The following is a 26513-nucleotide window of genomic DNA, read 5'->3' as shown; positions in this document are numbered from 1 at the left end:
CGCCGCCCGAAGGAGGCCCCGCCATGCGGACCCTGCTCGCCGTGGTGGGGGTGGTCGCCGCCGCCCTCGTTCTGCTCGGTCTGCTCCTGGAGGCGCTCCGCTGGCTCCTCGTGGTGGGTGCGGTGGCGCTGCTCGCGGTGATCGTCCTCGCGCTGGTCAGGAGCCGCCGGGTGGTGGCCCGGCACCGTGCCGCGCCCCCCGAGCGGCACCGGTGACCTACGGGCGCCGGGCAGGACCGCCGCTGATCTCGGCGAGCACCCGCTGCTGTACCGCCCGTGCCTGCGGCCCGCTCGGCGGCACGCCACCGTCCCGGGCCGCGATCGACCGTTCGACCACGTCGGCGCACCAGCCCGCGTCGGCGAGGCGGCGTCCGGCCCGGACCTTCGACAACCACACCCCGTCGCGGAAGCGCACCAGGGAACGGCAGGCGCCCAGCACCGCGTCCTCCGTGCCGGGGGCCGGTCCGTCCCCCTCGGGTGTGGGCCGCGCCAGCCACCAGCGCAGCGCGTCGACGAGGAGCCGGCGCAGGTCGGCCGGGGAGGGATCGGCGAACGCCCCGGCGGCCGGAGGGCCGAACAGCGCCAGTCCGTGCTGGTGCAGGATGCTGCGGTCGAGCCCGTACCAGAACAGCCCGTCGGCGGCGGGCCGGTCCGGGCCGTCCACACCGGCCCGGAACGGCAGCCCCCGTCCGGTGTTCAGCTCGACCTCGTAACCCGGCTCGGGGGTGCCGGAGCGGGCGACCGCCTCCCGGTAGAGGACGAGTTCCAGGCCCCGGGCCGGGCAGGGCAACGCCTCGTGGCGCAGCCGCGCCACCAGCGCCCGCCCACGCTCCGGGCCGGGTGCGCGCGCGCAGAGCAGGGCCACGTCCACGTCGCTGCGACCCGGCTGGTACGCGTCGAGCGCCACCGATCCGGTGGCGTACGCGCCCACCAGGTTGTCGCCCAGCACGTCCCGGGCGGCGTCGACCAGGTCATCGAGATACGTCCGCACGTCGGGGTCCATGCCCGCATTCTGGTCCGCCACCGCGCCCGGCCCGCACCCGCCCCCGGGGCTGCGCGTACCCACCGTTAGGGTGAGAATACGGATCGACACGGATGACTCTCGTCGCCAGCGTCCACGGTGGTGCGCGGGAGCGCCGCCGTTCGCAGCCGGACAGGAGAGCCGAGAAGCGTGATGGACACGAACTGGTCGGTACGGCTCGACCCGGAGACCCGCACGCTCGGTGCCCGGACGGCGACCCGGCTGCGGGAACTCATCCGGGACGGCGTCCTCGCCCCCGGCTCGCGGCTGCCGGCCGAGCCGGAGCTGGCCCGGCGGCTCGGGGTGAGCCGGCCGACCCTGCGCGCGGCCGTCACCGAGCTGATCGGGGACCTGCTCCTGGTCCGTCGCCGGGGCATCGGCACGTTCGTCTCGGCGGCGCCCCGCCCCGCGCACGGCCTGGAGCGGCTCACCGGCACCGGACGGGGCCTCGCGCTGCTCGGGCACCGGCCGGGCACCACCGGACTGCGCGTCCGGCACGTGCTCGCGGACCCGGCGCTCGCCGCCGTGCTGCGCGTCGATCCGGGTGCCCCGGTGGTGCACCTGACCCGGACCCGCACCGCCGACGGCGTTCCGGTGACGCACTGCGCCGAGTGGGTTCCGACCGGCCTGCTGCCGGAGCCCACCGCGCTCGACGCGTTCGGCGCGGAGGACTCGCTGCACGACCGGCTCGCCGCGCTGGGGCTGCCGTTGCGGCAGGCGGTGACCCGGCTGGTGCCGGTGGTCCCGGACGCCGACCTGCGCGACCGGCTCGCCCTCACCTCGGACGCCCCGCTGCTCCTGCTGGAGCAACGGCACTTCCCGGCGGTCCCCGGCGACCGGGTGGCGCTGTTCAGCCGGCACTGGTACGACACCGGCCGGATCGACCTCCAGCTCCTCCGCCGGGGCTGAGGCCCCGGCCACCCCGCCCGGCCGGAGCCTACGGACCGGGCACGGCGGCCGGCGCCGACGGGCCCGGGAGCCACCGCGGGCAGCGACCGGGCGTCGCGGGTCAGCCCACCAACGAGGGCTCGCGGACCATCGCCGGCTGGTCGTCCACCGGCCCGGCGGCGGAGCGGTTCGGCAGGGAGAGCCGGATGACCTTCCACCACGCCGAGGCCACCTGCCGGGGCAGCGACCCGGTGGTGTACGACAACCCGTACCGCCGGAAGACCTCCCGCACCTCCGGGGCGATCTCCCGGTAGCGGTTGCTGGGCAGGTCGGGGAAGAGGTGGTGCTCGATCTGGTGGGAAAGGTTGCCGGCCATCAGGTGCAGCAGCCGGCCACCGCTGATGTTGCCCGACCCGAGCATCTGCCGCAGGTACCACTCCCCCTTCGTCTCCCCCTCGATGGAGGTCTTCTCGAAGGTCTCCACCCCGCTCGGGAAGTGTCCGCACATGATCACCGAGTGGCTCCACACGTTGCGGATCAGGTTCGCGGTGAAGGTGGCGGCGAGGGTGCTGAGGAAGGACGGCCCGGAGAGCAGCGGATGCAGGACGTAGTCCTTGAGCACCTGGCGGCGGATCTTACGCAGGACGGCCTTGGCGCGGGTCCGGAACACCGGGTCCCGGGTGGTCTTCTCCTGGAGGTGGCGGCCCAGCTCCAGGTCGTACGCGGCGATGCCGTACTCGAAGAAGCAGGCGTTGACCAGGTTCCACAACGGCTGGCCGAGGTGCATCGGCTCCCAGGGCTGGTCCTCGTCGACCCGCATGATGCCGTAGCCGAGGTCGTTGTCCCGGCCGACGACGTTGGTGTACTTGTGGTGCTGCTCGTTGTGCGACTGCTTCCACTGTTCGGCCGGGGAGACGTGGTCCCAGTCCCAGGTGGTCGAGTGGATCTTCGGGTCCCGCATCCAGTCCCACTGGCCGTGCAGGACGTTGTGGCCGATCTCCATGTTGTCCAGGATCTTCGCCACCGCCAGGCCGGCGGTGCCCACCACCCAGGCGGGTGGGAAGAGCGAGAAGAGCAGCACGATCCGGCTGCCCAGCTCCAGCCGGCGCTGGTTGGTGACGAGCCGGCGGATGTACGCGGCGTCGCGCTCGCCCCGGCTGGCGATGACCCGGTCCCGGATCGCGTCGAGTTCGGCGGCGAGCGCCTCGATGTCCGCCGCGGTGAGGTGCGCGATGGGGTTGTGCGGCTTCTTCTGGATCACGGTCATGTCCGCAACTCCCGTCGTCAGAGGTCGATGTCGCACGGGCCGGCCGCCGCCGACACGCAGGTCTGGATGCGCACGCCGTCACCCGGGAGCGCGGTGGTCAGTTCCCCGGTCCGCAGGTCCCGGACCGCTCCCTGGCGCAGCGGCAGGACGCAGCCGAAGCAGATGCCCATCCGGCAGCCCGAGGGCATCAGCACCCCGGCCTCCTCGCCCGCGTCGAGCAGCGCGCGGGCGCCGTCGGCCTGGACGGTGACCCCGGCACGGGTGAAGGTCACCGGACCGCCCTCGCCGGTGGTGATCACGGTCGGGCGGAACCGTTCGGTGTGCAGCCGGTCGGCGGCGTCGCCGCCGGCCCAGTGCGCCTCGAGGGCGTCGAGCAGACCGACCGGCCCGCAGGCCCAGGTCTGCCGGTCGAGGTGGTCGGGCACGAGGCCGTCGAGGTCGGCGGTGTCGAGCAGCCCGTCGGTGTCGGTGTGCCGCTCGACCAGGCGCAGCACGCCCCGCGCGGCGAGACCGCGCAGCTCGGGGCCGAAGATGACGTCGGCCGGGGTGGGCGCGGAGTGCAGCACCACCACGTCGGCCCCGGCCAGCGCGCCGGAGCGGAGCATCCCCATCACCGGCGTGACGCCGCTGCCGGCGGTGACGAAGAGGACCCGCTCCGGCACCGGCCGGGGCAGCACGAAGTCGCCCTGCGCCTGGTCGAGCTGGACGATGGTCCCCGGCCGGATCCGGCGGACGAGGTGGTTGCTGACCACGCCGTCGGGGATCGCCTTGACGGTGACCGTGATCGGGGCGTGGTCCCGGGCCGGCGGCGAGGTCAGCGAGTACGCCCGCCACTGGCGTACGCCGTCGACGTCCACGCCGAGCCGGACGTACTGACCGGGCAGGTGGCCGCGCCAGCCACGACCGGGGCGGATCACGACGGTCGCCGCGTCCGGGGTCTCCGGGCGGACGTCGAGGATCCGGCCCCGCAGGTCGGCTCCGGCGCGCAGGGGCGCGACGAGGTCGAGGTAGTCCCCGGGAAGCAGCGGGGTGGTGACCGCGCCGGCGAGCCGCAGGAGCCGGTCCCGGAGGGGAACCCGGGCGGAGCGGGGCGGGACGGTGGTGGTCATACAACCAATGGTGGGCGCACCATACGTACAAAAGCTTGGCTCGGTAAGGTAAAACGGCCTCACCTAATTGTGCGGAGGGAACAAAGAATGTCGGAAACCTCCCGCGCCACGCGCGAGGCGGCCAGACTGGCCCTGGACGAGCGGGTGGCCCGGGAGCTCCAGGACCGGCTGCCGCTGCTGGCCGAGCGGACGGTGACCGCGATCACCGCCGAGGTGCCCAGCTACTCCGGCACGCTCACCGGTCAGATGCGCGACAAGATCTCCAACGCCGTGCAGATCGCCCTGGGCACCTTCCTCAACCTGCTGGAGCACGCGCAGGGCACCGATCCGAGCACTCCCCTGGCCCCGGCGCTGGACGCCGCGTACGCCCTGGGCAGCGGCGAGGCGCGCTCCGGCCGCAGCATGGACGCCCTGCTGGCGGCGTACCGGATCGGGGCCCGGGTCGCCTGGCGGGAGATGTCCACCACGACGGTCCGCAGCGGGCTGCCCGCCGCGACGGTGGCGGAGTTCGCCGAACTGCTCTTCGCGTACATCGACGAACTCTCCGCCGCCAGCGTGGCCGGGCACGCCGACGAGCTGGCCAGCGCCGGCCGCGCCCGGCGGCGCAACCTGGAGCGGCTGGCCCAGCGCCTGCTGGCCGGCGAGCCCGAGGAGGTGCTGCTGCCCAGCGCCGAACGGGCGGACTGGCCACCACCGCAGACCCTCACCGCCGTCCTGGTCCCCCGGACGAGCCTGCGGGTGCCCCTGGCCGTGCTCAGCCCGCACACCCTGGAGGCCGGGGAGGACCTGCCCGGGGCGGAGCCGGGCACGGAGACCGGCGTGCTGCTCGTACCGGACATGCACGGCGCCCGGCGGCGGCAGCTGGCCCGGGTGCTGCACGGACGCCGCGCGGTGCTCGGGCCGGCCCGCCCCTGGCACCGGGTCGCGGTGTCGTTCCGGCGGGCCTGCCGCCTGCTGGCCCTGGACGTCGATCCACCCGAGGACGGCGCGCCACTGGACACCGAGCACCATCTCGCCGAACTGGTGCTCGGCATGGACCCGGAGGGGCTGGCCGACCTGCGCGCCCGGGCGCTGGAGCCACTGGCGTCGCTGCCGCCGGCCACCGCGCACCGGCTCGCCGAGACGCTGCGGTCGTGGTTGCTGCGCCAGGGCCGGCGGGACGACGTCGCGGCCGACCTCTTCGTCCACCCGCAGACCGTCCGGTACCGGATGGGCCGGCTACGGGAGCTGTACGGGGACCGGCTCACGGACCCGGCGACGGTGCTGGAACTGACCCTCGCCCTGGCCTTCCCGGAGCGCCCGGCCCCGGCCGGGGAGTGACCCCGCCAGCACACCAGCGCATCGACGGACGTTGACGGGGCGGGTGTGGGCTCGTATCGTGACCGCATTGGGAAAGCGCTTTCCAGAGCACCATCCCGCCCCGGCCCGGATCCCGCACCCGTCCCACCGGGATCCGCCGGCCGCCCGGCGGGCGGCACCTGCGTCCCTGCCCCTCCACCCGGCGGCGCGCTCCGCGACGGCTCCGCGCGCCCGGAAAGCAGAGCGACCCGATGACCACCACTCCCACCGTCCCCGCCATCCCGCCCCGCCGGGTCTCCCGGCGCACCGCCCTCCTGCTGGCCAGCGTGCTGGCCGTCCCGCTCGGCGGCGGCGTGGCCGCCCCGGCCGCCGCCCGGGTCGACGCCGGCGACACCCCCGGCGTGACCTGCACCGGAGCCCCCGATGGATTCGCCTCGGTCAACGCCCTCGGCCAGAACGGCACCACCGGCGGCGCGGGCGGCCCGACCGTCACCGTCACCACCGCCGCGCAACTGGCCTCCGCCGCCGGACAGGCCGGACCGCTGATCATCCGGATCTCCGGCCGGATCCAGGTCAGCGACATGGTCACTGTGGTCGCCAACAAGAGCATCATCGGCGTGGGCGCCACCGCCGAGATCACCGGCGGCGGCCTGCAACTGGGCTCGACCACCCGGCCCGGCAACAACGTCATCATCCGGAACATCCGGTTCACCGACGCCGAGGACGACTCGATCAGCGTCACCAACAAGGCCCACCACGTCTGGATCGACCACAACGACCTGTCCGACGGGTACGACGGCCTGCTCGACATCAAGCGGGAGTCCGACTTCGTCACCGTCTCCTGGAACCGGTTCCACCAGCACAGCAAGGCCTCGCTGGTCGGCCACTCGGACAACTACCCGGCCGACCGGGGCAAGCTGCGGGTCACCTACCACCACAACTTCTTCGACGGCACCGACCAGCGGCACCCCCGCGTCCGGTTCGCCGAACCGGTGCACATCTACAACAACTACTACCGGAACAACGCCCTGTACGGCATCGCCTCCACCGAGGACGCCGGGCTGATGGTCGAGGGGAACTACTTCGAGAACGTCGCCCACCCGATCCACGTCGGCTATGCCGACAGCGCGCCGGGCCGGGTGGTCGAGCGGAACAACCTGTACGTGAACTCGGGCACGCCGGAGACCGCCGGCACCGTGGTCGAGCCGCGCACCTACTACCCGTACACGGTGGACTCCCCCGCCAGCGTGCCGGCCACGGTCACCGCCGGGGTCGGCGTCGGCCGGGTCTGCCCGTGAGGCCGGCCCGCCGCTGAGACTCCCGCTCCGGTCGTCCGCCCCCAGCCGGGCGGCCGGAGCGGGTCCCACCACTTCGCCGTACGTACGCGGCTCACTCCCACACGGTGACCCGGACGGTGAGTTGCCGCTCGACGGCCCTGGTCACGACCAGCAGCGCGTAGCGTCCGGACGAGGTGACCACGCAGATCCCCCGGCCCTCCAGCAACCGATCCCCGACCGGACGGGCGGACGGTTCGCCGTACCGGGCCCGGACACAGTCGGCGCGACTCCAGGGGCCGCTGCCCGACAGCGCCGCCGCGTACCGGGGATCCTCCCGGCTGACCAGGGCGTCGTTGCTGGCGTCGGGCCACCACGAGGCGTACCCGACATCGCGGCTGGGTCCCCAGTCGTCCCTGGTCGGATTCCAGTCGGCGGCCGTCGAGTCCAGGTCGTACGCCGTGTAGTCGGCCATGACCAGCGTGCCGCCACGCCGCACCCGCGCCTCGCTCGTCACCGGACCGACCGACGGCGCGGGCGGTCCGGTGGTCGCGCTCGGCTCCGGGGCGGTCGTGGTGGGTCCGGACGTGACCGGGTCGTTCTCCGGCGGCACGTCGTCCGGCGAGGGATCGACTGGCGGCGCCCCACCCGGTGGCGTGCCCTCCGGCAACGGGCTGCCCGACGGCGCCGGTTCCGTGCCGCCGGGGGACGCCGACGGCCGCGCCGAGGCGGAGACCCTCGGCGCGGGATCGGACCAGGCGTGCACCAACTTCACGCCCTGCACCCAGAGGGCGCCGACGACGAGCGGGACCAGTGCGGAGACGAGGGCCGTCTTGACCTGCCAGCCCTGCCACCACCTCCGGCGGTCCGGCCCCGGGGTACGCGATCGCAGCCGCTGCGGCAGGGGGCGACGCCCCGAACGACGCAGGCCCATGAGATCTCCCGTCCACAGCAGACAGTCACCCCGTGGCCGCCGATGGTAGGGGTCCACGGCAAGCACGGTCGAGACCACGATCGCCTCGAAACCAGTGCCCGACCAGCGCCCGCCACGTCCCGCTGCGGCCGGTGCGCCTGCCCGCACGGACAGGGTGGGCCGCCCCTCCGGTGGGGCAAGGCCGCCTGCCCTGGGCAGAAGCACGCGCCTCCGGTACGCGCCGGAGGCAGGCTGTGTCTGGTTGCAGTTCGGCCTGCCCGATCCGAGCCGCGTCCCGTCACCCCTTCTGCCGTCGCGGGAAGCGGATCAGTGACCGGCGAGGCCGTCCGGACCATTCCGCACGGCGCGTCTTCGTGGCGGTCGGGTCGGGCCACCTACTGTGCACCTCATGACCGGTCGGGTGTTCGTCGACGACATCGGTGTCAGCGTGGTGCACTCCGCCGGCACGACACAGTGCCCCTGGCCGGAGATGGGCGACGTCACCGTGCAGGCCTCGTTGCTGCCGCCTCACGATCAGCGGCTGGTGGAACTGGACATCAGCCACGTCTCCGGAGAGTTCATGACGGTCACCGACCAGTTCGAGGGCTTCCACGAGGCGGTTGCCGCCGTCGCGGCACGTTCCGGTGCCAGACTCCCTGATCTGGCGACCCTCGGGCCCTCGGACGGCGTCGTTCACCTCTATCCCTGACGGCTGGCCCCGTACCGGTCACCGCCGACGTGCGAGGTGGACGGTGAGGTCGGCGTCGACCTCGACCGCCTCCGGCAGGACCTGCCCGATCCGGCGGTACACCTGCTCCTGCCGGGAGATCGGCAGTTCGAGATAGGCCGACACGGTCGAGAGAAGGCCGACGTAGTCGTCGGCGCTCATGGTCAGGCGTCGCTCGACCACGCACTGCCGAACGTCGGCGAACCACTCGGACCGGTGGAGCTCCGTGCCCGGCCACTGCATGTCGTCTCCCGGAGGCGTCCCGTCCGGAGAGGGGATCTCGTCGCTCTCCAGGAACGGCGCCCTCGCCACGCGAACGGCCTCCCGCACCGCTGGGTCGGCCAACTGGATCGGTCCACCGAACGAGGCGAAGACGCCACCAGGCTCCACCAGCGCGGCCGTACGCGACCACCGGCCCTCCGGGTTCGTCCAGTGCAGTGCCGCCGCCGCGTAGACCAGCCCGTGGCTCTCCCCCGGTCGCAGGTCCTCGAACGCGGCCTGCACGGTCCGGACGCTCGTGGGCACGTGTCGCCGCAACACGGCCAGCATCGCCCCGTCCGGCTCGGTCGCGGTCACCGTGCGCCCCTCCCGGGCGAACAGACGGGTTGCCTTGCCTGTCCCGGCGCCGATCTCCAGGGCGGTCCGAACCGGCTGACCCGCGTATTCCAGCACCATGTCGAGGAGCTCCGGGGGATATCCCGGCCGGAACCGTTCGTAGGCTTCCGCCACCGCTCCGAAGCGCAGCGCACGACCAGACATGCCGAGCATCCTGACACGGTGCGCGTGCTCGGCTGACACGTCCGCGACCGCCGCGCCCCGCATCGGTGCGCAGGGCGACGGTGGGGCCCTCGCACCGCAGGCATCGCCCGGCGTCACGCGGTCCGGGGCGGGCGGTGGGTCAGGAGGCCGCGGCGGGCCTGCTGGCGGGGTCGGTCGCAGTGACGCCGTCGGTGGGGCGGCGGGTCAGGACCTGGGGGCCGGCGGCCGTGATGGCGACGGTGTGTTCGGAGTGGGCGGTGCGGGAACCGTCGGCGGAGCGGATCGTCCAGCCGTCGTCGTCGAACTTGATCTTGTCGGTGGAGCGGCAGAACCAGGGCTCGATGGCGATGGTGAGGCCGGGGGCGAGTTTCAGGCCCCGGCGGGCGCGGCCGTCGTTGGAGACGTGCGGGGCCTCGTGCATGGTGCGGCCGATGCCGTGGCCGCCGAACTCGGCGTTGACGCGGTAACCGTAGGAGCGGGCGACCTCGCCGATCGCGGCGGAGACGTCGCCGAGGCGTCCGCCGGGCTGGGCGGCGGCGATGGCGGCCTCCAGGGCGACCTCGGTGGCCTCGATCAGCTTCAGATCCTCCGGATCGGGAGCGCCGACGACGACGGAGAGCGCGGAGTCGGCGACCCAGCCGTCGATGCCGACCGCCATGTCGATGCTGAGCAGGTCACCGTCGCGCAGGACGTAGTCGTGCGGCAGGCCGTGCAGCACCGCGTCGTTGACCGACAGGCACAGCACGTTGCGGAACGGGCCACGGCCGAACGAAGGAGCGTAGTCCCAGTAGCAGGACTCCGCGCCGCGTTCGGCGATCCGGCGGCGGGCGTGGTGTTCGAGATCCATCAGGTTGACGCCGACCGCGGCGACACCGCTCAACTCGGCGAGCAGTTCGCCGACGAACTGGCCGGTCACCGCCATCCGGCCGATCTCCTCGGCGGACTTGAGCTCGATCACGACAGCCTCCCTCTCCCGGCGCGGTATTTTTATACCGGGATTTTTATACCACGCCAGGTCGGCGACGCTCCGGAGGGATATCCTGCTGCCATGGTTCGCCAACCACTCACCGCCGAACAGATCGCCGCGGGCCAGCGCCTCGGAGCCGCCCTCCGGGCCGCGCGGGTCGGCCGCAGCCTCGTCGAGGTGGCCCTGGCAGCCGGCATCTCCCCCGAGACGTTGCGCAAGATCGAGGCGGGCCGCCTTCCCGCACCGGCGTTCGGCACGGTGGTCTGCCTCAGCCAGGCTCTCGACGTCCCCCTCAGCGACCTGGCCGACGCCTGGCTGGCCGACATGCCCATCCGCCAGGCCTCCTAGCGACCGGCCGCCCACCGGCACGCGGAAGCACGGCCCGACCGGCTGCGCCGGCACGTCCGACAGACGACTGCCGGACCGGTCGACGACCGGTCCGGCAGCGGGTCGAACACCGACCGGGCCGGTCAGGACAGGGCGATGCGCACCTCGATCCGGCCGTCGTGCGGCACCCGCAACGTGTGCACCCGTCGCCGGGCGTCGCGCAGGTAGGTCCGGGACGTCCCCGTCACGGTGGCCCGCCGTACGCTGTCCCAACTGATCGTGACGACGGCGCCGCCGCGCCGGATGGTCAGGCCGTCGGTGCTGGCAGCCGCGTTGGCGCCGTAGGCGACCGGGGTGCCGTCGGCGAACGTCACGACGTCCTCCGGGTGCAGCACCAGCGGGATCTGCTCGGTCCCCGTCGAGGTGACCCGCACCGCGCGGATCACGCTGTCCCGGGTGACGGTCAGCTCGGTGGTGATCCGCGAGTCCGGCAGGCGGTAGCGCACCCGCACCGGCGCGCTGCCCGGGGAGAGCGACGTCCCGTCCCATTCCCGGTCACCGATCTGGTATTCGGCGACCAGGTTGCTCCGCCCGTCCGGGTTGCCGTTGGGCAGCAGCGTCGACCAGCAGCCGGTGTCGGTCTGCTGGGCGTGCACGATGGTGCCGGCCGCCGGGTGCCAGAGGAAACCCGGCCCGCTGCGGACCGTGCTGGTCGGCCGGGTGCCGAAGAACGCTCCGAAGTAGAGCTTCGGCCGCTTGACGTACAGGTAGTCCTGGTTGAACGTGTCGTCCCGGCGCACCTGGGCGAACTCCGGCCGCCGCAGGTAGGGCAGCGCCGCGATGGCCCGCGCCTTCTCGGCGTCGCTCGGCAGCATCTCCCCGTACGGCGTGTGCGCGATGATCCGGGGCGACGTGTCCTGTTTGGCCAGTCCCGGGGCGGGCCCGGGCTCGGCGGCCCAGGCGGCGCGGGTGGCGGCCCGGTCCTCGCGGGAGGTGAAGAACGCGCCGAGCTCCGGCAGGTCGGGGACGAAGACCGAGCCGAGGTTGGTGCGGTCCGGGTCGGGGATCACGTTGTCGTAGTAGGCGACGCTGGTCCGGGCGGACATGGCGTAGTAGGTGAGGAAGCCCGAGCCGTCCGGCTCGCGGAGCAGGTTGTAGCCGAACCACTCGGTGAACCGGCGGGCCATCCCCAGCACGGCCCGGTCGCCGGTGAGCAGGTAGATCTCCGCCAACTCCGGCAGCATCACCTCGAAGTTGTAGTTGATGTCCATGCCGGTCGGATCGTAGAAGAAGCCGGCCGGGCTCATGCCGTGCTCGGCCAGGAAGCCGATCCGTTCGGTGAGCCGGGCGGACAGCGCGTCGTCCGGGTCGAGCCGCAGCGCCAGAGCCGCGCCGGCCAGGCCGCCGGCGACCTGGTTGGTCCACTCGACCGGGGTGTCCCAGATGCCGTTGGCCGGATCCAGCAGCCAGCCGGTCCCGGCGCGCAGGGCCCGTTCGATCTCGGTCCGCCGCTGCGGCAGCGCGGCCGACTGGCGCAGGTTGGCCAGGGTCTTGGCCAGGTAACCGAGGCCGAAGCCGGTGGCCGCCAGCGCGTGCTCGGTACGGTTGTACTCCGGCCAGGACCCGTCGTCGTGCTGGAGTCCCAGGTAGTGCCCGAGCGCCGCGTCGAGCCGCCCGGCCAGCGCCGCGTCCCCGGCGTACGGGTTCCACGGCCGCTGGTTGGCGTGGAACCAGCTCAGCGTGTAGACGTGCTCCTGCACCCGGGCGTTGTACGGCGCGTTCGGGGAACGCCACCAGCCGCCGCCCATGAACCCACGGTTGGTCGTGTCGCTGATGTCGTTGGTCATCGCCGGAAGGATCGCCAGGTAGCCGGCGAACCGCTGTTCCAGCGGGGCGAACAGGGTCCGGTCCGGCGCTCCGAACGGCAGCGGGGCCAGCGGCGGCAGGCCCGACGCGGCGGTCCCCGACGTCCCGGTGGTCTCCGGTGCGCCGGCGAGCGCCCGGAACGGCACGGCGAGCAGCGTTGCCCCGCCGGCTGCGGCGGCCAGCAACGCACGGCGTCTGAACGTGGTCGGGGACGGGTCGTTGCCCATGGTGGTCCTCCGGTCGGAACGGGCAGGCGGGTCGGAGCAGGATCGGCGACTCGGACGAGGCACGGAGGAGCGGCCGGCCGGCGGACGTGGCGAGGCGACGTCGGGGCACGGCGAGATCATCAGTGACGGAGGGTGTGGCAGGCGTCCGGCCGCTCCGAAAGCTGAGTCTGGTTCCGGGCAATCGGTCGAGTCAAGAAGCTAATACGGATTATCAGCGCACTTCTCGGTCGCCGGGACAGACGCCCGGGCGCTTGACCCGACTGCTCGCCGCAGCCAAGGATGACACCCGGCCGACCCACGTCTGTCCCACGCCGAACATCAGCCGACACTCAGCGTGACCACGGCGGGTTCGGGTCGGCCGAGGAGACCAGACGGAACGAGGTGCCCCATGCCGCTGACCGACCTGCCGTTGGCCGAACTCGCCGGATACCGCCCGGTGCGCCGCGAGCCCGCTGATTTCGACGGGTTCTGGGCCGACACCCTGGCGGAGGCGGCGCGGTACGACCTGGACGCCACCTTCGCGCCGGTCGACTCGCCGCTGCGGGTGATCACCGTCCACGACGTGACGTTCAGCGGCTTCGGCGGCGACCGGGTCAAGGCGTGGCTCGCCGTCCCGGCCGACGCCGGGGAGCCGCTTCCGTGCGTGGTGGAGTTTCCCGGTTACGGCGGCGGCCGGGGGTTGCCGCACGAGAACCTGCTCTACGCCGCCTCGGGCTATGCCCACCTCTTCATGGACGTACGCGGCCAGGGCAGCGGGTGGAGCGCCGGAGCGACCCCCGACCACGAGCCGGCCGGCGGCAACCCCCAGCATCCGGGCTTCGTCACCCGGGGCGTGCTCGCCCCCCGGACCCTCTACTACCGACGGGTGGTCACCGACGCGGTGCGCGCCGTGCAGGCCGCCCGGACGCATCCGCTGGTCGACCCGGACCGGGTGGTGGCCACCGGGATCAGCCAGGGTGGCGGGCTGTCGCTGGCGGTCGCCGCCCTCGCCCCCCGGCTGCGCGCGGTCGCGCCCGACGTGCCGTTCCTCTGTGACTTCCGGCGCGGCGCCGAGCGGGCCACCACCGGCCCCTACCAGGAGATCGTCAACTACCTGGCGGTCCACCGGGACAACGTGGAGCGGGTCTTCGACACGCTGAGCTACGTCGACGGGGTCAACTTCGCCACCCGGGGACGCTGCCCGGCGCTGTTCAGCGTGGCGCTTATGGACGCCAGTTGCCCGCCGTCGACGGTGTTCGGCGCCTACCACCACTACGCCGGCCCGCGCCGGATGGAGGTGTATCCGTTCAACGGGCACGAGGGCGGTGAGTCGGTGCAGGACGAGATCCGGCTGCGGTTCTTCGCCGAGGTGCTGGCCACCTGAGGAAACCGGACGGGCCTTCCCGGCGTGGGTCGGTCAGGACACGATCTCGACGTACCCGTCGGTGCCGTGCACGCGGATCCGCTGCCCGTCCCGGATGAGCCGGGTGGCGTCCGGCACACCGACGACGGCCGGCAGGCCGTACTCCCGGGCGATCACCGCGCCATGGGTCATCAGGCCACCCACCTCCGTCACCAGGCCCGCGACCGCGACGAACAGGGGCGACCAGCTGGGATCGGTATAGGCCGTGACCAGGATGTCGCCCGCCTCGATCTCGGCCTGCGCCAGGTCGAGGATGACGCGCGCCCGCCCCTCGACGGTCCCGACGGAGACCGGTAGCCCGGTCAGGGCGCCGGCCGGCACGTCGCCGCGCCGGTACGCCCCGGCGACGGCCTCGCCGTCGGACGTGAGCACCCGGGGTGGCGTGAGCGCGTGGTACGACCGGAACGCCTCCTTGCGCTGCTGGATGAGCCGGTCGTCCACGCTGCGCGAGCGCACGGCGTCGTGGAGCTCCTGGAACGTGAGGTAGAAGGCGTCCTCCCTCTCGGGGAGCACGTCGGCCCGCACGAGGCGCTCGGCCTCGTGGAGCAGGGCCTGCTTGTAGACGAGGTAGCGGCTGACGATGCCGTACTTCGGGTACTCGCGGTACCCGATGAAGGTGCGGACGCGGTCGATCATCCGCTTGGTCTCGGCGGCTTTCTGTTCCCCGTCGGGCAGGGCCCGCAGGCGCGACAGCACGTCCTGTTCCTTCTCCTGTGCCTTCTGCTGTCCCTGCGCGAAGCGCTGCGCGGCGGCTCCCGGCGCGAAGTTCCTGACGTTGTCCAGGATCAGGGGCACGAGCGTGACGGGCCGCTCGCTCCAGCGCGGCCTCGTGATGTCGATCTCGCCGACGCAGCGCATGCCGTACCGGTCGAGGTAGGCCCCGATGGCGTCCCGCGCCTCGGTCCCGCCCGGGAGCTTCGGCAACTCGTCCAGAAAGGTCTCGTCCTCGACACCGTGCAGGAACGCCACCACCTCCGGATGCGGCCGGATCACGTCGGCCACGTCGAGCAGCGCCAGTCCCATCTCCGAGGTGACGTTGTCGGGGGCGGACAGGGTGAGCGTGTCGGCCGCGTTCTTCTCGCCCAGCCACTCCTGCAGCTGGTCGTTGAGCCACCAGGTGGCCTCCATCCCCGCCATGATCACCTGCATGCTCAGTGGGTCGCCGAGGACTCGTTTGTGCTCCTGGAACGCCTCCAGCAGGAAGTCGAACAGCTCGGGCCCGGTCTTCGTCCGGATGTCGCGCCGCAGGGCGGCGACGGACGCCTGGCTGCGCGCGATCAGTTCGGTGACGATGGCCGGATCGGTCTCGATCGGGGCGGGCGGGCCGCCGGCCGGTGGCCTGCCGGACGCGTCCGGAAACGACCGGACGAAGTCGTCGCGGTCGAGGACCGTCTCCAGGGCGTCCCTGGTCAGTGGGTCGGACCTCCCCACCATGTCGAGGAAGCCGGCGCGGCCCGCGGGCGAGGCCAGGTTCCGGGTGGCGTCCACGAACAGCCTCCCACCGGCCTCCTGCATCGGCGCCATGGCCGTCAGCTGCCACACGGAGATCCCCAGGGGCTTCATGGGGTCGGTCATCATCTGCTGGTGACCGACCGAGAGGTAGACGTGGTTCTCCCCGTCCCGGGCGGCGGCGGGGATCGGGAACAGCGTGGTGATCGGCCGGCTCTGGACGATCTGGAAGTCGTCGTCGACCAGGCACCACTCGATGTCCTGCGGGCGACCGAAGTGCGCTTCGATCCGTCGGCCGAGCTGCACGAGTCGTACGACCTGCGCGTCGGTCAGCGCCGGCTGCTCCTGCCGCTGCGGCTCGACCGCCACTTCCCGGGTGCCGCCGCCCGGCAGGGCGTGGACGGCACGCTGCTTGGCGGCGACCGTCCTGGCGACGATCGCGCCGTCGCGCACCCGGAAGACGTCCGGGTTCACCAGGCCGGAGACCAGGGCCTCGCCGAGGCCGAAGCTGGCGTCCACGGTGGCGACCTTCCGGTTGCCCGTGACGGGGTCGGCCGTGAACAGGATGCCGGCCGCGTGCGGGAGGACCATCCGTTGCACGACCACGGCCATGTGGACCGTGCGGTGGTCGATGCCGTTGCGCTGGCGGTAGGTCACGGCCCGCTCGGTGAACAGCGACGCCCAGCACCGGCTGACGTGCTGGAGGATCGCCGCCGGCCCGACCACGTTCAGGTACGTGTCCTGCTGGCCGGCGAAGGATGCCGTCGGCAGGTCCTCCGCCGTCGCGCTGGACCGGACGGCGTAGGCGGCCCGCTCGCCGAGCCCGGCGAGCGCGTGGCGGACCGCCGCCGCGAGATCGCCCGGGATGGCGATTTCTTCGATGGTCCGGCGGATCGTCGCGCTGAGCGCGCGGACCGCCGGCCGGTCGTCCGGGTTCACGCGCGACAGTTCGTCGAGCCGGTCGCCGATCGACGGCGCTTCCGCCAGGATCCGCCGGAAGGCGTCCGTCGTCACGCAGAAACCGGCCGGCACACGGATTCCTTCGATCCGCGACAGTCCACCCAGGTGCGCGCCTTTGCCGCCGACGACCGCGATCTGCGTCTGGTCGAGACTGTGGAGATCCAACACGTACTGCTCGGTCATCGCGATACCTCCGAGGCACGCCGGACGTGCCTCATTTCCGCAGGTGGTGGCTTCGGCCGACGATTCTGCGCCCCTACCCGGGTCTTGCCGCAAGCCCCCCGGTGCGCTATACGTTAAGAGTGGCAGGGAGAGTTCTCCTTGCCTTTTGCTCTTTGTGCCGTCCGCCCGCGACCGACAAACCGGCCCCTCCGGGGAGCACGGTCCGGGTCTGGGATTCCCGGCTTCGCGCAGCGATCCGGTGACGGCCCCACCGGGGATCGACCACGCCGCGAAGGTCTGGCCGGTCCCCGGTCCGTGGCGGACACTCGGTGCCGGCTCGCACCACCCCGGGTTCAGACGAGGGTGCGCCAGTAGCTCCAGAACTGCACACCGATCGCCACGGTGAGGATCAACAGCCAGCCGGTGGGGATGGCGCTGTGGACCCGGACCAGGGCGTTCGTGAGTCCCCGGGGTGCGGGCAGGTGGCCGCGGTCGAGGTTGTGCAGGGTGGTGTAGGTGAACAGCAGGATCATGGCGACCCAGACGACCATGCAGTAGGGGCAGAGCGCGCCGATGCGGTAGAGGCTCTGGAAGAACAGCCAGTGCACGAACCCGACGCCGAAGACGGTGCCGGCCTGCAGGGCGAGCCACCACCAGCGGGGCAGCCGGACGCGGGCGAGGACGGCGGCGCCGGTGGCGGCCACGACGGGGAAGGTGGCGAGGCCGATGAGCGGGTTCGGGAAGCCGAACACCTCGGCCTGGTCGGTGGTCATGATCGAGCCGCAGGACAGGATCGGGTTGATGGAGCAGGTCGGTACGTAGGCCGGGTCCTTCAGCAGGGCCATCTTCTCGACGGTGAGCACGAACGCGGCGAGCGCGCCGACGAGCCCGCCGATGGTCAGCACCCATCCGACCAGCCGGTCGGACAGCGGCGAGGACGGCGTCCGCAGGTCGGCCTCGTCCGCTGCGCGGTGGTCGGTCGACGCCTGGCTCACGAGGCGAGCGACCTGTCGATGGCGGCTTTCAGGCTCTCGTAGCTCGGCCGGTCGTCGAACTCGGCGCCGTCGATGAAGAACGTCGGGGTGCCCCGCACGCCGAGCGACTCGCCGTCGGCCGCGTCGGCCTTGACCCGGGCGGCGACCTCGGCGCTGGCCGCGTCGGCCTTGAACCGGGCCAGGTCCAGGCCCATCTCCTGGGCGTAGCCCTCGAAGACGGCGACCTGCGACTGCTGCTGGTGGCCCCAGACGGTCGCGGTGTCGAACAGCTTCTTGTACATCTCCTCGAACTTGCCCTGCCGGGCGGCGGCCTCGGCGGCGTGCGCGGCGTTGTAGGCGTTCGGGTGGCTGGGGATCGGGAAGTAGCGCACCACGTAGGTGATCCGGTCGCCGTACTCCGCGCGCAGCTTCTCCACCGCCGGGTAGGCGGCCAGACACGACTCGCACTCGAAGTCGAGGAACTCCACCACGGTGGTCTTGCCGTCCGCCGCGCTCGACAGGCGGTGGCTGTCGCCGCGCACCAGCATCTCGGACGCGGCCTGCGGCGTGAGGTCGTCGTCACGGTTGACCACCATGACCCCGACCAGCGCGACGACGGCGGCGACCACGATGGCGAGGGTCACCTTCAGGTTCGTGCTCATACCGGTCCGGCGGATCTGGTGGGCCGCCCTGCCCGCGTCCGCCTTCGCCTTGGCGCTGGTCACCGCCGGCCGGGGACGGGCCGCGTTCGCACCGGCCGGCGGCGTGGCGGCCTTTGTCGTCCGCTTGCGCCCCTTGGCCTTCTTCGCCGGCATGCAACACCCCTCGCCTGTCCGGCAGGGCACCGCACACGGGCCCCGCACTCCACTCGAACCACCAGCGAGGGTACAGCCGCCGCTTTACGGTCGAGCTGGACGACAGCTGAGGGTTTGCTGTGTGCGTCGCGCTGGCGGGCCGCCCTTCCAATACAGCATCAGATGTACCATCGGCGCGGTGGAGACGTTGACCTACGGGCAGGTGCTGGCCCGCTTCGGCCATGCCCTGTCGGATCCGACCCGGGCGCGGCTGCTGCTGGCCCTGCGCGAGGGCCCGGGGTATCCGACGGAGCTGGCCGAACTGCTGGGCACGACCCGGCAGAACCTGTCCAACCACCTGTCCTGCCTGCGCGGTTGCGGCCTGGTGGTCACCGTGCCGGAGGGGCGGCGGACCCGGTACGAACTGGCCGACGCGCGGCTGGCCCACGCGCTCGGGGACCTCCTCGGCCTCGTGCTGGCGGTCGACCCGGCGGCGTGCCCGGACTCCGACGAGAAGGGCTGCTGCTGATCCGGCTGGCACCGGTGAGACGCCGGTCATGACCGGTTCGCGGACGGGTGCCCGCGGACGCCGTCACAGGGGTGACGTCGTCGGTGGCGGGTTGTCGTCGGTGCGATCCGTGGCGGGCAGCCACAGCGCGAAGGTGCTGCCGGCGCCCAGCCGGGAGAAGACGGCCGCGTGCCCGCCGTGCGACTCCACGATCTGCCGCACGATCGCCAGGCCCAGCCCGGTCCGCCGGTCCCGGGAGGCGCCCTGGCCGGTCTCCCCCCGCCAGAACCGGTCGAACACCCGCGCCTGGTCGTCCTCGGCGATGCCCGGTCCCTCGTCGGCGACGGCGAGCCAGAGCCAACCGCCGACCCGACCGGTGGCGACGGTGATCGCCCCGCCGGGCGGGGAGAGGCGGACCGCGTTGGACAGCAGGTTGCCCGCCGCCCGGCGCAGCGCGTCCGGATCACCGATGCAGACGAGCTCGGCGCCGAGCGCGTACCGCAGGCGCAGCCCGCGCCCGGCGGCGAGCGGGGCGATGTCCTCGCCGGCCTCCCGCGCGACGGCGCTCAGGTCGACGTCGGTGTCGTTGAGGGTGTCGGTGTCGCGGCGGGCGGTGGCGAGCAGGTCCTCGATCAGCCGGGACATCCGGGTGGTGGCCCGGTCCACCGTGGCGATCGCCTGCGTCCGCTCCTCGTTGGTGGCCTCCGGCGAGGTGAGCGAGGCGTCCAGGTGCGCGCGGATGATGGCGAGCGGACTGCGCAGCTCGTGGGAGGCGTCGTCGATGAGCTGCCGCTGAGCGCGGAACGCGTGGTCGAGCCGGTCGAGCATCGAGTCGATGGTGTCGGCGAGGTCACGCAGCTCGTCGCGGGGGCCGGTGAGCCGGATGCGTCGGGACAGGTCGGTGGCCTGGATCTCCCGGGCGGCGCGGGCGATCGCCCCGGCCGGGCGCAGCGCCCGCCCGGAGAGCACCCAGCCGATGCCGAGACTGGCGACGAAGAGCCCACCGAGGGCGACCAGCGAGTAGTCCCGCAGGGTCTCCATCAGCCGCAGGTTGACCTCGCCCTCGATCTGCTGCACCTCGGCGACCTCGATGGTGGTGCCGGTCGGCACCGTACGGCCGTCGCTCTTGAGCTTGACCAGCTGCGCCTCGTAGCGCTTGGTGACCGGCTTCGGGTCGACCGCCCGGTCCACCGCCACGTACGCGACCAGCAGACCGGCGCCGGCCAGTGCGAACAGCAGCGTCGAGTAGAGCACGGTGAGCCGGAACCGGATGGACCGGAAGATCTTCATGCCGCCTCCCGCAGCCGGTAGCCCCGCCCGATCACCGTCTCGATCGGCGTGTCGCCGTCGCCGCCGGTGAGCTTGCGACGCAGCGTGCCGACGGTCACCCGGACCGTCTCGGTGAACGGGTCGGCGTTGGCGTCCCAGACGTGTTCGAGCAGCTCCTCCGCGGGTACCACCCGGCCGGGGCGGGTCATCAGGTACTCCAGCACGCCGAACTCCTTCGGCGTCAGCCGCAACGGCCGGCCGGCGCGCTGCGCCTCGTGCCGGGCCGCGTCCAGGGACAGGTCGCCCACGGTGAGCACCGCGCCGGTGCCGGCGGTGTCCCGGCGCAGCAACGCCCGTACCCGGGCCAGCAGTTCGGCCAGCGCGAACGGCTTCACCAGGTAGTCGTCGGCGCCCTCGTCGAGCCCGCGGACGCGGTCGCCGAGCGCCCCGCGCGCGGTCAGCATCAGCACCCGCAGGTCCCGCCCGGCGGCCACCCCGACCTCGCCCCGGCGGATCGTCCGGCAGACCGTGAACCCGTCGGAGTCCGGCAGGTTGACGTCGAGCAGCATCAGGTCGTACGCGTTGACCAGCAGCAGTGCGTACGCCTCGGCGGCGTCGGCGGCCAGGTCCACCGCGTGCCCGGCCCGGGTCAGGCCGACCCGCAGCGCGCCGGCCAGGTCCGTCTCGTCCTCTACCAGGAGCAGCCGCATGAGCAGGAAACCTATCCCCTCTCGATGATGCCGGCCGCCACCCGCGCGGCGCGCTCGATCGGAATCGCGAAGCCGATACCGATGTTGCCACCGCCCTCCAGCGTGGCGATCGCGGTGTTCACCCCGACCACCTCGCCCCGGGCGTTGACCAGTGGTCCGCCCGAGTTGCCGGGATTGATCGAGGAGTCGGTCTGCACGGCGGTCTGCCGGGCGCCACCGCCGAGGCGTACCGGTCGGTCGAGGGCGCTGACGATCCCGGCGGTGACAGTGCCGGAAAGTCCCAGCGGGGAGCCGACGGCGAGCACCGGCTCGCCGACCCGGGTCTGCCCGGCGGCGGCCAGGGGCAGCGCGGGAAGCCGCCCGGCCGCGCCCACCCGCAGCACCGCGATGTCGCTGCCGGGGTCGCGACCGACGAGACGGGCGGTCAGCCGGCGGCCGTCCTGACCGACCACGCTGATGGTGCCGCCCCCGGCGACGACGTGGTCGTTGGTGACGATGTGACCCCGGTCGTCGATGACGAACCCGGAGCCGGAGGAGCCGGACCCGCCGCGCCGCACCTGCACGGAGACCACCCCGGGCAGCGCCCGCGCCGCCGCCGTCACCAGGTCGGACGGGACCGCCCCGGCGGTGCCCGACGGCGCGGGTGACGGTGGTGCCGCCGCGCCGGGCACCCGGTCGTCCGGCGCGTCGGAAGCCGCGAGGTGGCCGGCGGCCCCACCGGCGCCCGCCGACACCGCCACCACGGCCAGACCGGCCAGCAGCAGCCGGGGCCACCGCCGGTCGGCTCCGGCCGGCACCGGTCCGGCGTCCGGACCGGGTACGCCCGCCGGCCCGGTGCCCGCCGGACCGGGTACGCCCGCCGGGCCGGGTACGCCCGCCGGCACCGGTACGTCGGCCGGACGGCCGGCCGCGAGGTCCGGTGAGGTGAACCGCGGACCGCGCGGCTCCCCGAGACCGGTGGATGTGGTCGACATCGAGGACCTCCTCTGTGGCTCGTGTTCAGGGCAGGCGGGAGAACCAGAGCATCGACGTGGCTGCGGCGAGCAGCGCGAACACCAGGCCGACGCCGATGAACCGGGCCGACACGTCCTGCCGCTCGGTCTGGTAGCCGACCGAGGTGCCGATGTCGGCGTACACCGCGCGCAGTTCGTCGCTGCTGCCGGCCTCGTGGTAGCCGCCGCCGGTCTGCCGGGCGACCTCGCGCAGCGTCTCGCCGTCGACCGGGACGGCCTGCCCGCCGCCACCGGAGCCGATCCTCCCGTCCGGGGTGCCGAACGAGATCGTGTCGACCGGTACGCCCTGCTCGGTGGCCTCGGCGGCGGCCTGGGCCGGGTCCCGCCCGGAGGTGTTGGCACCGTCGGAGAGCAGCACCACCCGTGCGGGCGGCGGCTCCTCGGCGGCCCGGGCGTCCAGCGTGCGGATCGACTCCAGCGAGGTGTCGATCGCCTCGCCGATGGCCGTGCCCTGGATACCGGCGACCCCCTCGGCGAGCCGGTCGATGCCGGCGGCCAGCGCCGCACGGTCGGTGTCCGGCGCGACCAGCACCGACGCGTCGCCCGCGAACGCCACCAGCCCCACGTTGAACTCCTCGGGCAGGTCGTCGACGAACCCACGGGCGGCGTCCTTGGCCGCGGCGAGCCGGTCCGGGGCGACGTCGGTGGCGAGCATCGACCGGGAGACGTCGACCGCGACGATGACGGTGGCCCGCTCGCGGGGCACCCGCACCTCGTCGGTGGGGCGGGCGAAGCCGACCACCAGCAACGCCAGCATCGCCACGAAGAGGCCCGCCGGCACGTGTCGACGCCAGGCCGGCCGGTGCGGCGCGACCCGGTCCAGGAGCCGGAGGTTGGTGAACCGGACGGCGTAGCGGCTGCGCCGGCGCTGCATCAGCAGGTAGCCGACGACCAGGGCGGCCACCCCGGCCAGCAGCCAGAGCCGTTCCGGGGACTGCCAGGTCATCTCGTCGCCCCCTCGGTGGCGGGCTTCGTACGGCGGTCGGTCACGCGGCACCTCCGGTGGGCGGTCGGACGGCCCCGGCGAGCCGGCGCTGGTCGATCACGTGTCGGGCGATGTCGCCGATCCAGTCCCGGTCGGTGGAGAGCCGCAGGTGCGCGGCACCGCTGCGGCGGATCGCCACCGCCACCGCCGCCCGCTGGGCGGTGGCCGCCGCCGCGTACCGCTCGCGCAGCCGTCGGCTGCCGGTCGAGACCTCGCGCCGACGGCCGCTCTCCGGGTCGACCAGGGTGATCAGCCCGACGTCCGGCAGTTCCCGCTCGCGCGGGTCGGAGACCTGCACGGCGAGGACCTGGTGGCGGGCGGCCAGCCGGCGCAGGGTCCGCTCCCACGTCGGCGGTGGGCCCGCCGCCCCGGCCACCCCCGCGTCGGGCAGGCCGTCGAGGAAGTCGGAGACCACCACCACCAGGCCACGTCGCACGGCGGTCCGGCGCAGCCCGTCCATCCCGTCGGCGAGCGGCACCGGCGTCGGTGCCGGCAGCCCACGTGGCACGTCGAGCAGCGTCCGCAGCAGCCGGAACAGGTGGGGACGGCCGGTGCCCGGCGGGAAGGGGCGGAGCCCCTCGTGGGTGAGCAGGTGCGCGCCGAGCCGGTTGCCGAGGCCGGTGGTGAGGAAGCCGACGGCGGCCACCGCGGCCACCGCCAGCTCCCGCTTCTCCAGCTCGGCCGTGCCGAAGTCCATGCTCGGTGTCGCGTCGACCAGCACCCAGGTGGTCAGCTCCCGGTCGGCGTCGACGGTCCGCACGTGCGGCACCGTGGTGCGGGCGGTCACCGACCAGTCCATCCGTCGTACCTCGTCCTCACCGGGCCGGTACTCACGGCTACCGGCCGGCTCACTGCCCGGCCCGGGCAGCAGGCCGAGGTACTGCCCGTGCAGCAGCCCGTCCAGCCGACGGGTGACGGTCAACTCCAGTCGACGCAGCCGCCGGTGCGGCGCGAGGTCCCGGATCGTCGCTCCGGACCCGTTCACGCGGCGGCTCCCAGGCCGGGGCCCTGGTCCCCCTGCGCCGGCGCGATCTGCGGCAGGGGCACCGCGTCGACCAGCCGGCGCACCAGCGCGGTGACGTCGACACCGTCGGCGAACGCGTCGAAGGAGAGCACCAGCCGATGGGCGAGGACGTCCACCGCGATCTCCCGGACGTCGGCCGGCAGCACGTAGTCCCGTCCGCGCAGGAGCGCGACCGCCCGCGCGGCGGCCACCAGGCCGAGCGTGGCCCGGGGGCTCGCCCCGTAGGCGAGCTGACCGGCCACGTCCGGCAGCCCGAACCGGGCCGGGTCCCGGGTGGCGGCGACCAGCCGGACGACGTACTCGGCCAGGGCGTGGTGCACGAGCACCTGCCGGGCCAGCCCCTGGAGGGCGGCCAGCCGGTCGGGGTCGAGCACCGGGCGAGCGGTCGGGCGGTCGGCGCCCATCCGGTAGAGGATGCCCAGTTCCTCCTCGTCGGTGGGGTAGTCGACGACCACCTTCATCAGGAACCGGTCCCGCTGGGCCTCCGGCAGCTGGTAGACGCCCTCGGACTCGATCGGGTTCTGGGTGGCCAGCACGAGGAACGGGGTCGGCACCGGATGGGTGCGCCCACCGATCGAGACGTGCCCCTCGGCCATCACCTCCAGCAGCGCCGACTGCACCTTCGCCGGGGCGCGGTTGATCTCGTCGGCGAGGACGAGGTTGGCCATGACCGGACCGAGCTCGACGTCGAAGCTCTCCCGGGAGGTCCGGTAGATGCGGGTGCCGAGGATGTCCGACGGCACCAGGTCCGGGGTGAACTGGATCCGGGCGAAGCTACCGCCGACGGCGGTGGCCAGGGTTTCCGCGGCGAGGGTCTTCGCGACTCCGGGCACCCCCTCCAGCAGGCAGTGCCCCCGCGCCAACAGCGCGGTGAGCAGCCGCTCCACCAGCCGGTCCTGGCCGACGATGACCCGTTTCACCTCGAACAGGGTCTGCTCGAGCAGCCGGGCGGCGTGGGCGTGGTCGAGTCCGACCTGGACTTCGGTGCCGTTCACCACGACCGGCGCCGTCACAGCGCCTCCTGTGGCGTGACCGGCTGGCCCGTCTCGCCCCCACCGGGAACGGTCGACGTCGCGTCGTCCTTGGCGGGGCAGTCCTCGGTGGACCACCGCTGCCCGGCGGCGTTGCCACCGGGCTGCTCCTGCTCGGTCACGATCTGCACGACGGCCTCGTGGTCGGCGTCGTCGGTGGCGTACGCCACACCGCCGGCGACGGCCACCGCGGCTGCGGCGCCGGCGAGAGCGAGCCCGCTCATGATGCTGATCCGCATGGTCTCTCCTCGGTTGCGTTTCGGAACAGGGCGGGTGCCCGGCGAACGAGGGTGCGGGGAGCCAGGCACCCGCTGGCACCCATTCAGCCAGGACGGACCGAAAGACAGCCGAAGAGCACCGAGATCCTTTACCTCGTCTTTCGCCGCAGCCTGGTCGACTGGAAACCGGATGCCGCAGGGGCACCGGGGACCGTCGGAGGACAAGCATGCGCACCACAGTCGGCGTGGGTTCGGTACTGACCGTCCTGATGGCGGTCGCTGTCGCCGCCTGCGACAGCAGCACGGGCGACACCGGCGCCGGCCCCGGGCCGGGCGGCGTCGCGACGAGCACGGCGGCCAGTTCCCCGTCCGCCACCCCCGACCTGGGCGCCGCCGAGGAACTGGCCCGTGGCGTCGACGTACCGTGGGGCCTGGCGTTTCTGCCCGGCGGTGACGCCTTGATCGCCGAGCGTGCCACCGGCCGGATCCTGCGTCTCACCCCCGGCGGGCAGCCGCAGGAGGTTCGCCAGGTGCCCGGCGTCGCCGCAGCCGGTGAGGGCGGCCTGCTCGGCCTCGCCGTCTCCCCGGCCTTCGCCACCGACAACCTGGTCTACGCCTACCTCACCACCGCCGACGACAACCGTCTGGTCCGGTTCCGGCTCGACGGCGGCGACCCGGAGGTCGTCTTCGACGGTATCGCCAAGGCCAGCTACCACAACGGTGGGCGCATCGCCTTCGGCCCGGACGGCATGCTCTACGCCGGCACCGGCGACGCCGGCGACACCTCCCTCGCCCAGGACCCGACCAGCCCCAACGGCAAGATCCTGCGGCTGACCCCGGAGGGCGACCCCGCCCCCGGGAACCCCACCGCCGGCTCCTCCGTCTACAGCCTCGGGCACCGCAACGTCCAGGGCCTGGCCTGGGACCCGGACGGTCGGCTGTTCGCCACCGAGTTCGGCCAGAACGACCTGGACGAGGTCAACCTCGTCCAGGCAGGCCACAACTACGGCTGGCCTGAGGTCGAGGGAGAGGGTGACACCGGAGAGGGTCGCTTCACCAACCCGGTCGTGACCTGGCCGGTCCGCGACGCGTCCCCCTCCGGCATCGCCATCACCGGCGGCACCGTCTACGTCGCCGCGCTGCGCGGCGAACGCCTGTGGACGATCCCGCTCGACGGCGAAGGGCTCGGCGTCCCCTCCGCCCAGCTCACCGAACTGTACGGGCGCCTGCGGACCGTGCAGGTGGCACCGGACGGCGCGTTGTGGGTCACCACGTCGAACACGGACGGCCGCGGCGACGTGCGCGACGGTGACGACCGGATCCTGCGGTTCCCGGCGAGGTAGGGACACGGGTCCGCAGGACCCGGTCGTC

The 26513-nt window shown here is 73.3% G+C and carries 26 protein-coding genes; 9 read left to right on the top strand and 17 right to left on the bottom strand.

What is annotated here, in order from left to right; translation table 11 throughout:
• The first annotated feature begins 23 nt into the window (after positions 1-23).
• Complete coding sequence (locus QSK20_RS20060; RefSeq protein WP_285790128.1) at positions 24-215, top strand: hypothetical protein; 192 nt, start codon at positions 24-26, stop codon at positions 213-215.
• A 1-nt stretch (position 216) separates the two neighbouring features.
• On the opposite strand, the gene QSK20_RS20055 is transcribed toward QSK20_RS20060, so the two are convergent.
• Complete coding sequence (locus QSK20_RS20055; RefSeq protein ID WP_285790127.1) at positions 217-1002, bottom strand: nucleotidyltransferase domain-containing protein; 786 nt, start codon at positions 1000-1002, stop codon at positions 217-219.
• 171 nt (positions 1003-1173) lie between these two features.
• Between QSK20_RS20055 and QSK20_RS20050 the strand changes: the two genes are divergently transcribed.
• On the top strand, positions 1174-1929 hold the full coding sequence (locus QSK20_RS20050; protein ID WP_285790239.1) for a GntR family transcriptional regulator: 756 nt from the start codon (positions 1174-1176) through the stop codon (positions 1927-1929).
• Between the two features lie 100 nt (positions 1930-2029).
• Here QSK20_RS20050 and QSK20_RS20045 read toward each other — a convergent pair whose 3' ends face one another.
• Complete coding sequence (locus QSK20_RS20045; protein ID WP_285790126.1) at positions 2030-3175, bottom strand: fatty acid desaturase family protein; 1146 nt, start codon at positions 3173-3175, stop codon at positions 2030-2032.
• 17 nt (positions 3176-3192) lie between these two features.
• Positions 3193-4284 (bottom strand): ferredoxin reductase, encoded by a 1092-nt coding sequence (locus QSK20_RS20040; RefSeq protein ID WP_285790125.1) that lies wholly within the window; start codon positions 4282-4284, stop codon positions 3193-3195.
• 87 nt (positions 4285-4371) lie between these two features.
• On the opposite strand from QSK20_RS20040, the gene QSK20_RS20035 reads away from it, so the two are divergent.
• Together QSK20_RS20035 and QSK20_RS20030 are read left to right on the top strand one after the other, a co-directional pair.
• Positions 4372-5604 (top strand): PucR family transcriptional regulator, encoded by a 1233-nt coding sequence (locus QSK20_RS20035; RefSeq protein ID WP_285790124.1) that lies wholly within the window; start codon positions 4372-4374, stop codon positions 5602-5604.
• Positions 5605-5834: 230 nt separating this feature from the next.
• On the top strand, positions 5835-6881 hold the full coding sequence (locus QSK20_RS20030) for a pectate lyase family protein (protein WP_285790123.1): 1047 nt from the start codon (positions 5835-5837) through the stop codon (positions 6879-6881).
• 91 nt (positions 6882-6972) lie between these two features.
• On the opposite strand, the gene QSK20_RS20025 is transcribed toward QSK20_RS20030, so the two are convergent.
• Complete coding sequence (locus QSK20_RS20025) at positions 6973-7791, bottom strand: hypothetical protein (protein WP_285790122.1); 819 nt, start codon at positions 7789-7791, stop codon at positions 6973-6975.
• Positions 7792-8179: 388 nt separating this feature from the next.
• On the opposite strand from QSK20_RS20025, the gene QSK20_RS20020 reads away from it, so the two are divergent.
• On the top strand, positions 8180-8479 hold the full coding sequence (locus QSK20_RS20020; protein WP_285790121.1) for a hypothetical protein: 300 nt from the start codon (positions 8180-8182) through the stop codon (positions 8477-8479).
• An 18-nt stretch (positions 8480-8497) separates the two neighbouring features.
• Here the strand turns inward: QSK20_RS20020 and QSK20_RS20015 are convergent, their stop codons facing one another.
• Both QSK20_RS20015 and map read right to left on the bottom strand, forming a co-directional pair.
• Positions 8498-9256, bottom strand: a complete 759-nt coding sequence (locus QSK20_RS20015; protein WP_285790120.1) for a class I SAM-dependent methyltransferase — start codon at positions 9254-9256, stop codon at positions 8498-8500.
• A 139-nt stretch (positions 9257-9395) separates the two neighbouring features.
• Complete coding sequence (map, locus tag QSK20_RS20010) at positions 9396-10214, bottom strand: type I methionyl aminopeptidase (protein WP_285790119.1); 819 nt, start codon at positions 10212-10214, stop codon at positions 9396-9398.
• Between the two features lie 90 nt (positions 10215-10304).
• On the opposite strand from map, the gene QSK20_RS20005 reads away from it, so the two are divergent.
• A complete protein-coding gene (locus tag QSK20_RS20005) occupies positions 10305-10571 on the top strand; it encodes a helix-turn-helix domain-containing protein (protein WP_088984808.1) in 267 nt (88 codons plus the stop codon).
• Between the two features lie 122 nt (positions 10572-10693).
• Here QSK20_RS20005 and QSK20_RS20000 read toward each other — a convergent pair whose 3' ends face one another.
• Positions 10694-12643 (bottom strand): hypothetical protein, encoded by a 1950-nt coding sequence (locus tag QSK20_RS20000; protein ID WP_285790118.1) that lies wholly within the window; start codon positions 12641-12643, stop codon positions 10694-10696.
• Between the two features lie 388 nt (positions 12644-13031).
• Here QSK20_RS20000 and QSK20_RS19995 point away from each other — a divergent pair, with 388 nt between their 5' ends.
• Positions 13032-14006 carry an acetylxylan esterase gene (locus QSK20_RS19995; protein WP_285790117.1) on the top strand — a complete coding sequence of 325 codons (975 nt, stop codon included), beginning with the start codon at positions 13032-13034 and terminating at the stop codon, positions 14004-14006.
• Between the two features lie 33 nt (positions 14007-14039).
• On the opposite strand, the gene rph is transcribed toward QSK20_RS19995, so the two are convergent.
• From rph to QSK20_RS19980, 3 genes are all read right to left on the bottom strand, one after another.
• Complete coding sequence (rph, locus tag QSK20_RS19990) at positions 14040-16637, bottom strand: rifamycin-inactivating phosphotransferase (RefSeq protein ID WP_285790116.1); 2598 nt, start codon at positions 16635-16637, stop codon at positions 14040-14042.
• Between the two features lie 332 nt (positions 16638-16969).
• Complete coding sequence (locus QSK20_RS19985; protein ID WP_285790238.1) at positions 16970-17566, bottom strand: vitamin K epoxide reductase family protein; 597 nt, start codon at positions 17564-17566, stop codon at positions 16970-16972.
• Between the two features lie 41 nt (positions 17567-17607).
• The gene (locus QSK20_RS19980) at positions 17608-18252 is read right to left on the bottom strand and encodes a DsbA family protein (protein WP_285790237.1); all 645 of its coding nucleotides are present in this window, start codon (positions 18250-18252) and stop codon (positions 17608-17610) included.
• 331 nt (positions 18253-18583) lie between these two features.
• Between QSK20_RS19980 and QSK20_RS19975 the strand changes: the two genes are divergently transcribed.
• Complete coding sequence (locus QSK20_RS19975; RefSeq protein ID WP_285790115.1) at positions 18584-18913, top strand: ArsR/SmtB family transcription factor; 330 nt, start codon at positions 18584-18586, stop codon at positions 18911-18913.
• Positions 18914-18976: 63 nt separating this feature from the next.
• Here the strand turns inward: QSK20_RS19975 and QSK20_RS19970 are convergent, their stop codons facing one another.
• From QSK20_RS19970 to QSK20_RS19940, 7 genes are read right to left on the bottom strand one after another with little or no spacing between them, the layout of a single operon-like run.
• Positions 18977-20182: a sensor histidine kinase gene (locus QSK20_RS19970; RefSeq protein WP_285790114.1), complete on the bottom strand. Its 1206-nt coding sequence runs from the start codon at positions 20180-20182 to the stop codon at positions 18977-18979.
• Positions 20179-20871 (bottom strand): response regulator transcription factor, encoded by a 693-nt coding sequence (locus QSK20_RS19965; protein WP_285790113.1) that lies wholly within the window; start codon positions 20869-20871, stop codon positions 20179-20181. Before QSK20_RS19965 ends, QSK20_RS19970 begins: the two co-directional genes overlap by 4 nt.
• An 11-nt stretch (positions 20872-20882) precedes the next feature.
• Entirely contained in the window at positions 20883-21845 is a 963-nt protein-coding gene (locus QSK20_RS19960; RefSeq protein WP_285790112.1) for a S1C family serine protease, read from the bottom strand.
• Between the two features lie 25 nt (positions 21846-21870).
• The gene (locus QSK20_RS19955; protein ID WP_285790111.1) at positions 21871-22830 is read right to left on the bottom strand and encodes a VWA domain-containing protein; all 960 of its coding nucleotides are present in this window, start codon (positions 22828-22830) and stop codon (positions 21871-21873) included.
• A 40-nt stretch (positions 22831-22870) separates the two neighbouring features.
• On the bottom strand, positions 22871-23854 hold the full coding sequence (locus QSK20_RS19950; RefSeq protein ID WP_285790110.1) for a DUF58 domain-containing protein: 984 nt from the start codon (positions 23852-23854) through the stop codon (positions 22871-22873).
• Positions 23851-24891 (bottom strand): AAA family ATPase, encoded by a 1041-nt coding sequence (locus QSK20_RS19945; protein WP_502888960.1) that lies wholly within the window; start codon positions 24889-24891, stop codon positions 23851-23853. The genes QSK20_RS19950 and QSK20_RS19945 overlap by 4 nt, the downstream gene beginning before the upstream one ends.
• A gap of 11 nt (positions 24892-24902) precedes the next feature.
• Positions 24903-25163, bottom strand: coding sequence for a hypothetical protein (locus QSK20_RS19940; RefSeq protein ID WP_285790109.1), 261 nt, complete (start codon positions 25161-25163; stop codon positions 24903-24905).
• Between the two features lie 206 nt (positions 25164-25369).
• On the opposite strand from QSK20_RS19940, the gene QSK20_RS19935 reads away from it, so the two are divergent.
• Complete coding sequence (locus QSK20_RS19935) at positions 25370-26485, top strand: PQQ-dependent sugar dehydrogenase (protein WP_285790108.1); 1116 nt, start codon at positions 25370-25372, stop codon at positions 26483-26485.
• Positions 26486-26513 lie beyond the last annotated feature (28 nt).

The sequence above is a fragment of the Micromonospora sp. NBRC 101691 genome, assembly GCF_030269285.1.
GTDB classification, from domain to species: Bacteria; Actinomycetota; Actinomycetes; order Mycobacteriales; family Micromonosporaceae; genus Micromonospora; species Micromonospora echinospora.
Note: the sequence above shows the minus strand (reverse complement) of the source record. Positions and strands in the feature narration are given on the sequence as shown.

Bases quoted from the DNA above. Each gene is read 5' to 3' on its own strand.
- QSK20_RS20060 (WP_285790128.1), top strand. From the start codon at position 24: ATGCGGACCCTGCTCGCCGTGGTGGGGGTGGTCGCCGCCGCCCTCGTT.
- QSK20_RS20055 (WP_285790127.1), bottom strand. From the start codon at position 1,002: ATGGACCCCGACGTGCGGACGTATCTCGATGACCTGGTCGACGCCGCC.
- QSK20_RS20050 (WP_285790239.1), top strand. From the start codon at position 1,174: ATGGACACGAACTGGTCGGTACGGCTCGACCCGGAGACCCGCACGCTC.
- QSK20_RS20045 (WP_285790126.1), bottom strand. From the start codon at position 3,175: ATGACCGTGATCCAGAAGAAGCCGCACAACCCCATCGCGCACCTCACC.
- QSK20_RS20040 (WP_285790125.1), bottom strand. From the start codon at position 4,284: ATGACCACCACCGTCCCGCCCCGCTCCGCCCGGGTTCCCCTCCGGGAC.
- QSK20_RS20035 (WP_285790124.1), top strand. From the start codon at position 4,372: ATGTCGGAAACCTCCCGCGCCACGCGCGAGGCGGCCAGACTGGCCCTG.
- QSK20_RS20030 (WP_285790123.1), top strand. From the start codon at position 5,835: ATGACCACCACTCCCACCGTCCCCGCCATCCCGCCCCGCCGGGTCTCC.
- QSK20_RS20025 (WP_285790122.1), bottom strand. From the start codon at position 7,791: ATGGGCCTGCGTCGTTCGGGGCGTCGCCCCCTGCCGCAGCGGCTGCGA.
- QSK20_RS20020 (WP_285790121.1), top strand. From the start codon at position 8,180: ATGACCGGTCGGGTGTTCGTCGACGACATCGGTGTCAGCGTGGTGCAC.
- QSK20_RS20015 (WP_285790120.1), bottom strand. From the start codon at position 9,256: ATGTCTGGTCGTGCGCTGCGCTTCGGAGCGGTGGCGGAAGCCTACGAA.
- QSK20_RS20005 (WP_088984808.1), top strand. From the start codon at position 10,305: ATGGTTCGCCAACCACTCACCGCCGAACAGATCGCCGCGGGCCAGCGC.
- QSK20_RS20000 (WP_285790118.1), bottom strand. From the start codon at position 12,643: ATGGGCAACGACCCGTCCCCGACCACGTTCAGACGCCGTGCGTTGCTG.
- QSK20_RS19995 (WP_285790117.1), top strand. From the start codon at position 13,032: ATGCCGCTGACCGACCTGCCGTTGGCCGAACTCGCCGGATACCGCCCG.
- rph (WP_285790116.1), bottom strand. From the start codon at position 16,637: ATGACCGAGCAGTACGTGTTGGATCTCCACAGTCTCGACCAGACGCAG.
- QSK20_RS19980 (WP_285790237.1), bottom strand. From the start codon at position 18,252: ATGAGCACGAACCTGAAGGTGACCCTCGCCATCGTGGTCGCCGCCGTC.
- QSK20_RS19970 (WP_285790114.1), bottom strand. From the start codon at position 20,182: ATGAAGATCTTCCGGTCCATCCGGTTCCGGCTCACCGTGCTCTACTCG.
- QSK20_RS19965 (WP_285790113.1), bottom strand. From the start codon at position 20,871: ATGCGGCTGCTCCTGGTAGAGGACGAGACGGACCTGGCCGGCGCGCTG.
- QSK20_RS19960 (WP_285790112.1), bottom strand. From the start codon at position 21,845: ATGTCGACCACATCCACCGGTCTCGGGGAGCCGCGCGGTCCGCGGTTC.
- QSK20_RS19955 (WP_285790111.1), bottom strand. From the start codon at position 22,830: ATGACCTGGCAGTCCCCGGAACGGCTCTGGCTGCTGGCCGGGGTGGCC.
- QSK20_RS19940 (WP_285790109.1), bottom strand. From the start codon at position 25,163: ATGCGGATCAGCATCATGAGCGGGCTCGCTCTCGCCGGCGCCGCAGCC.
- QSK20_RS19935 (WP_285790108.1), top strand. From the start codon at position 25,370: ATGCGCACCACAGTCGGCGTGGGTTCGGTACTGACCGTCCTGATGGCG.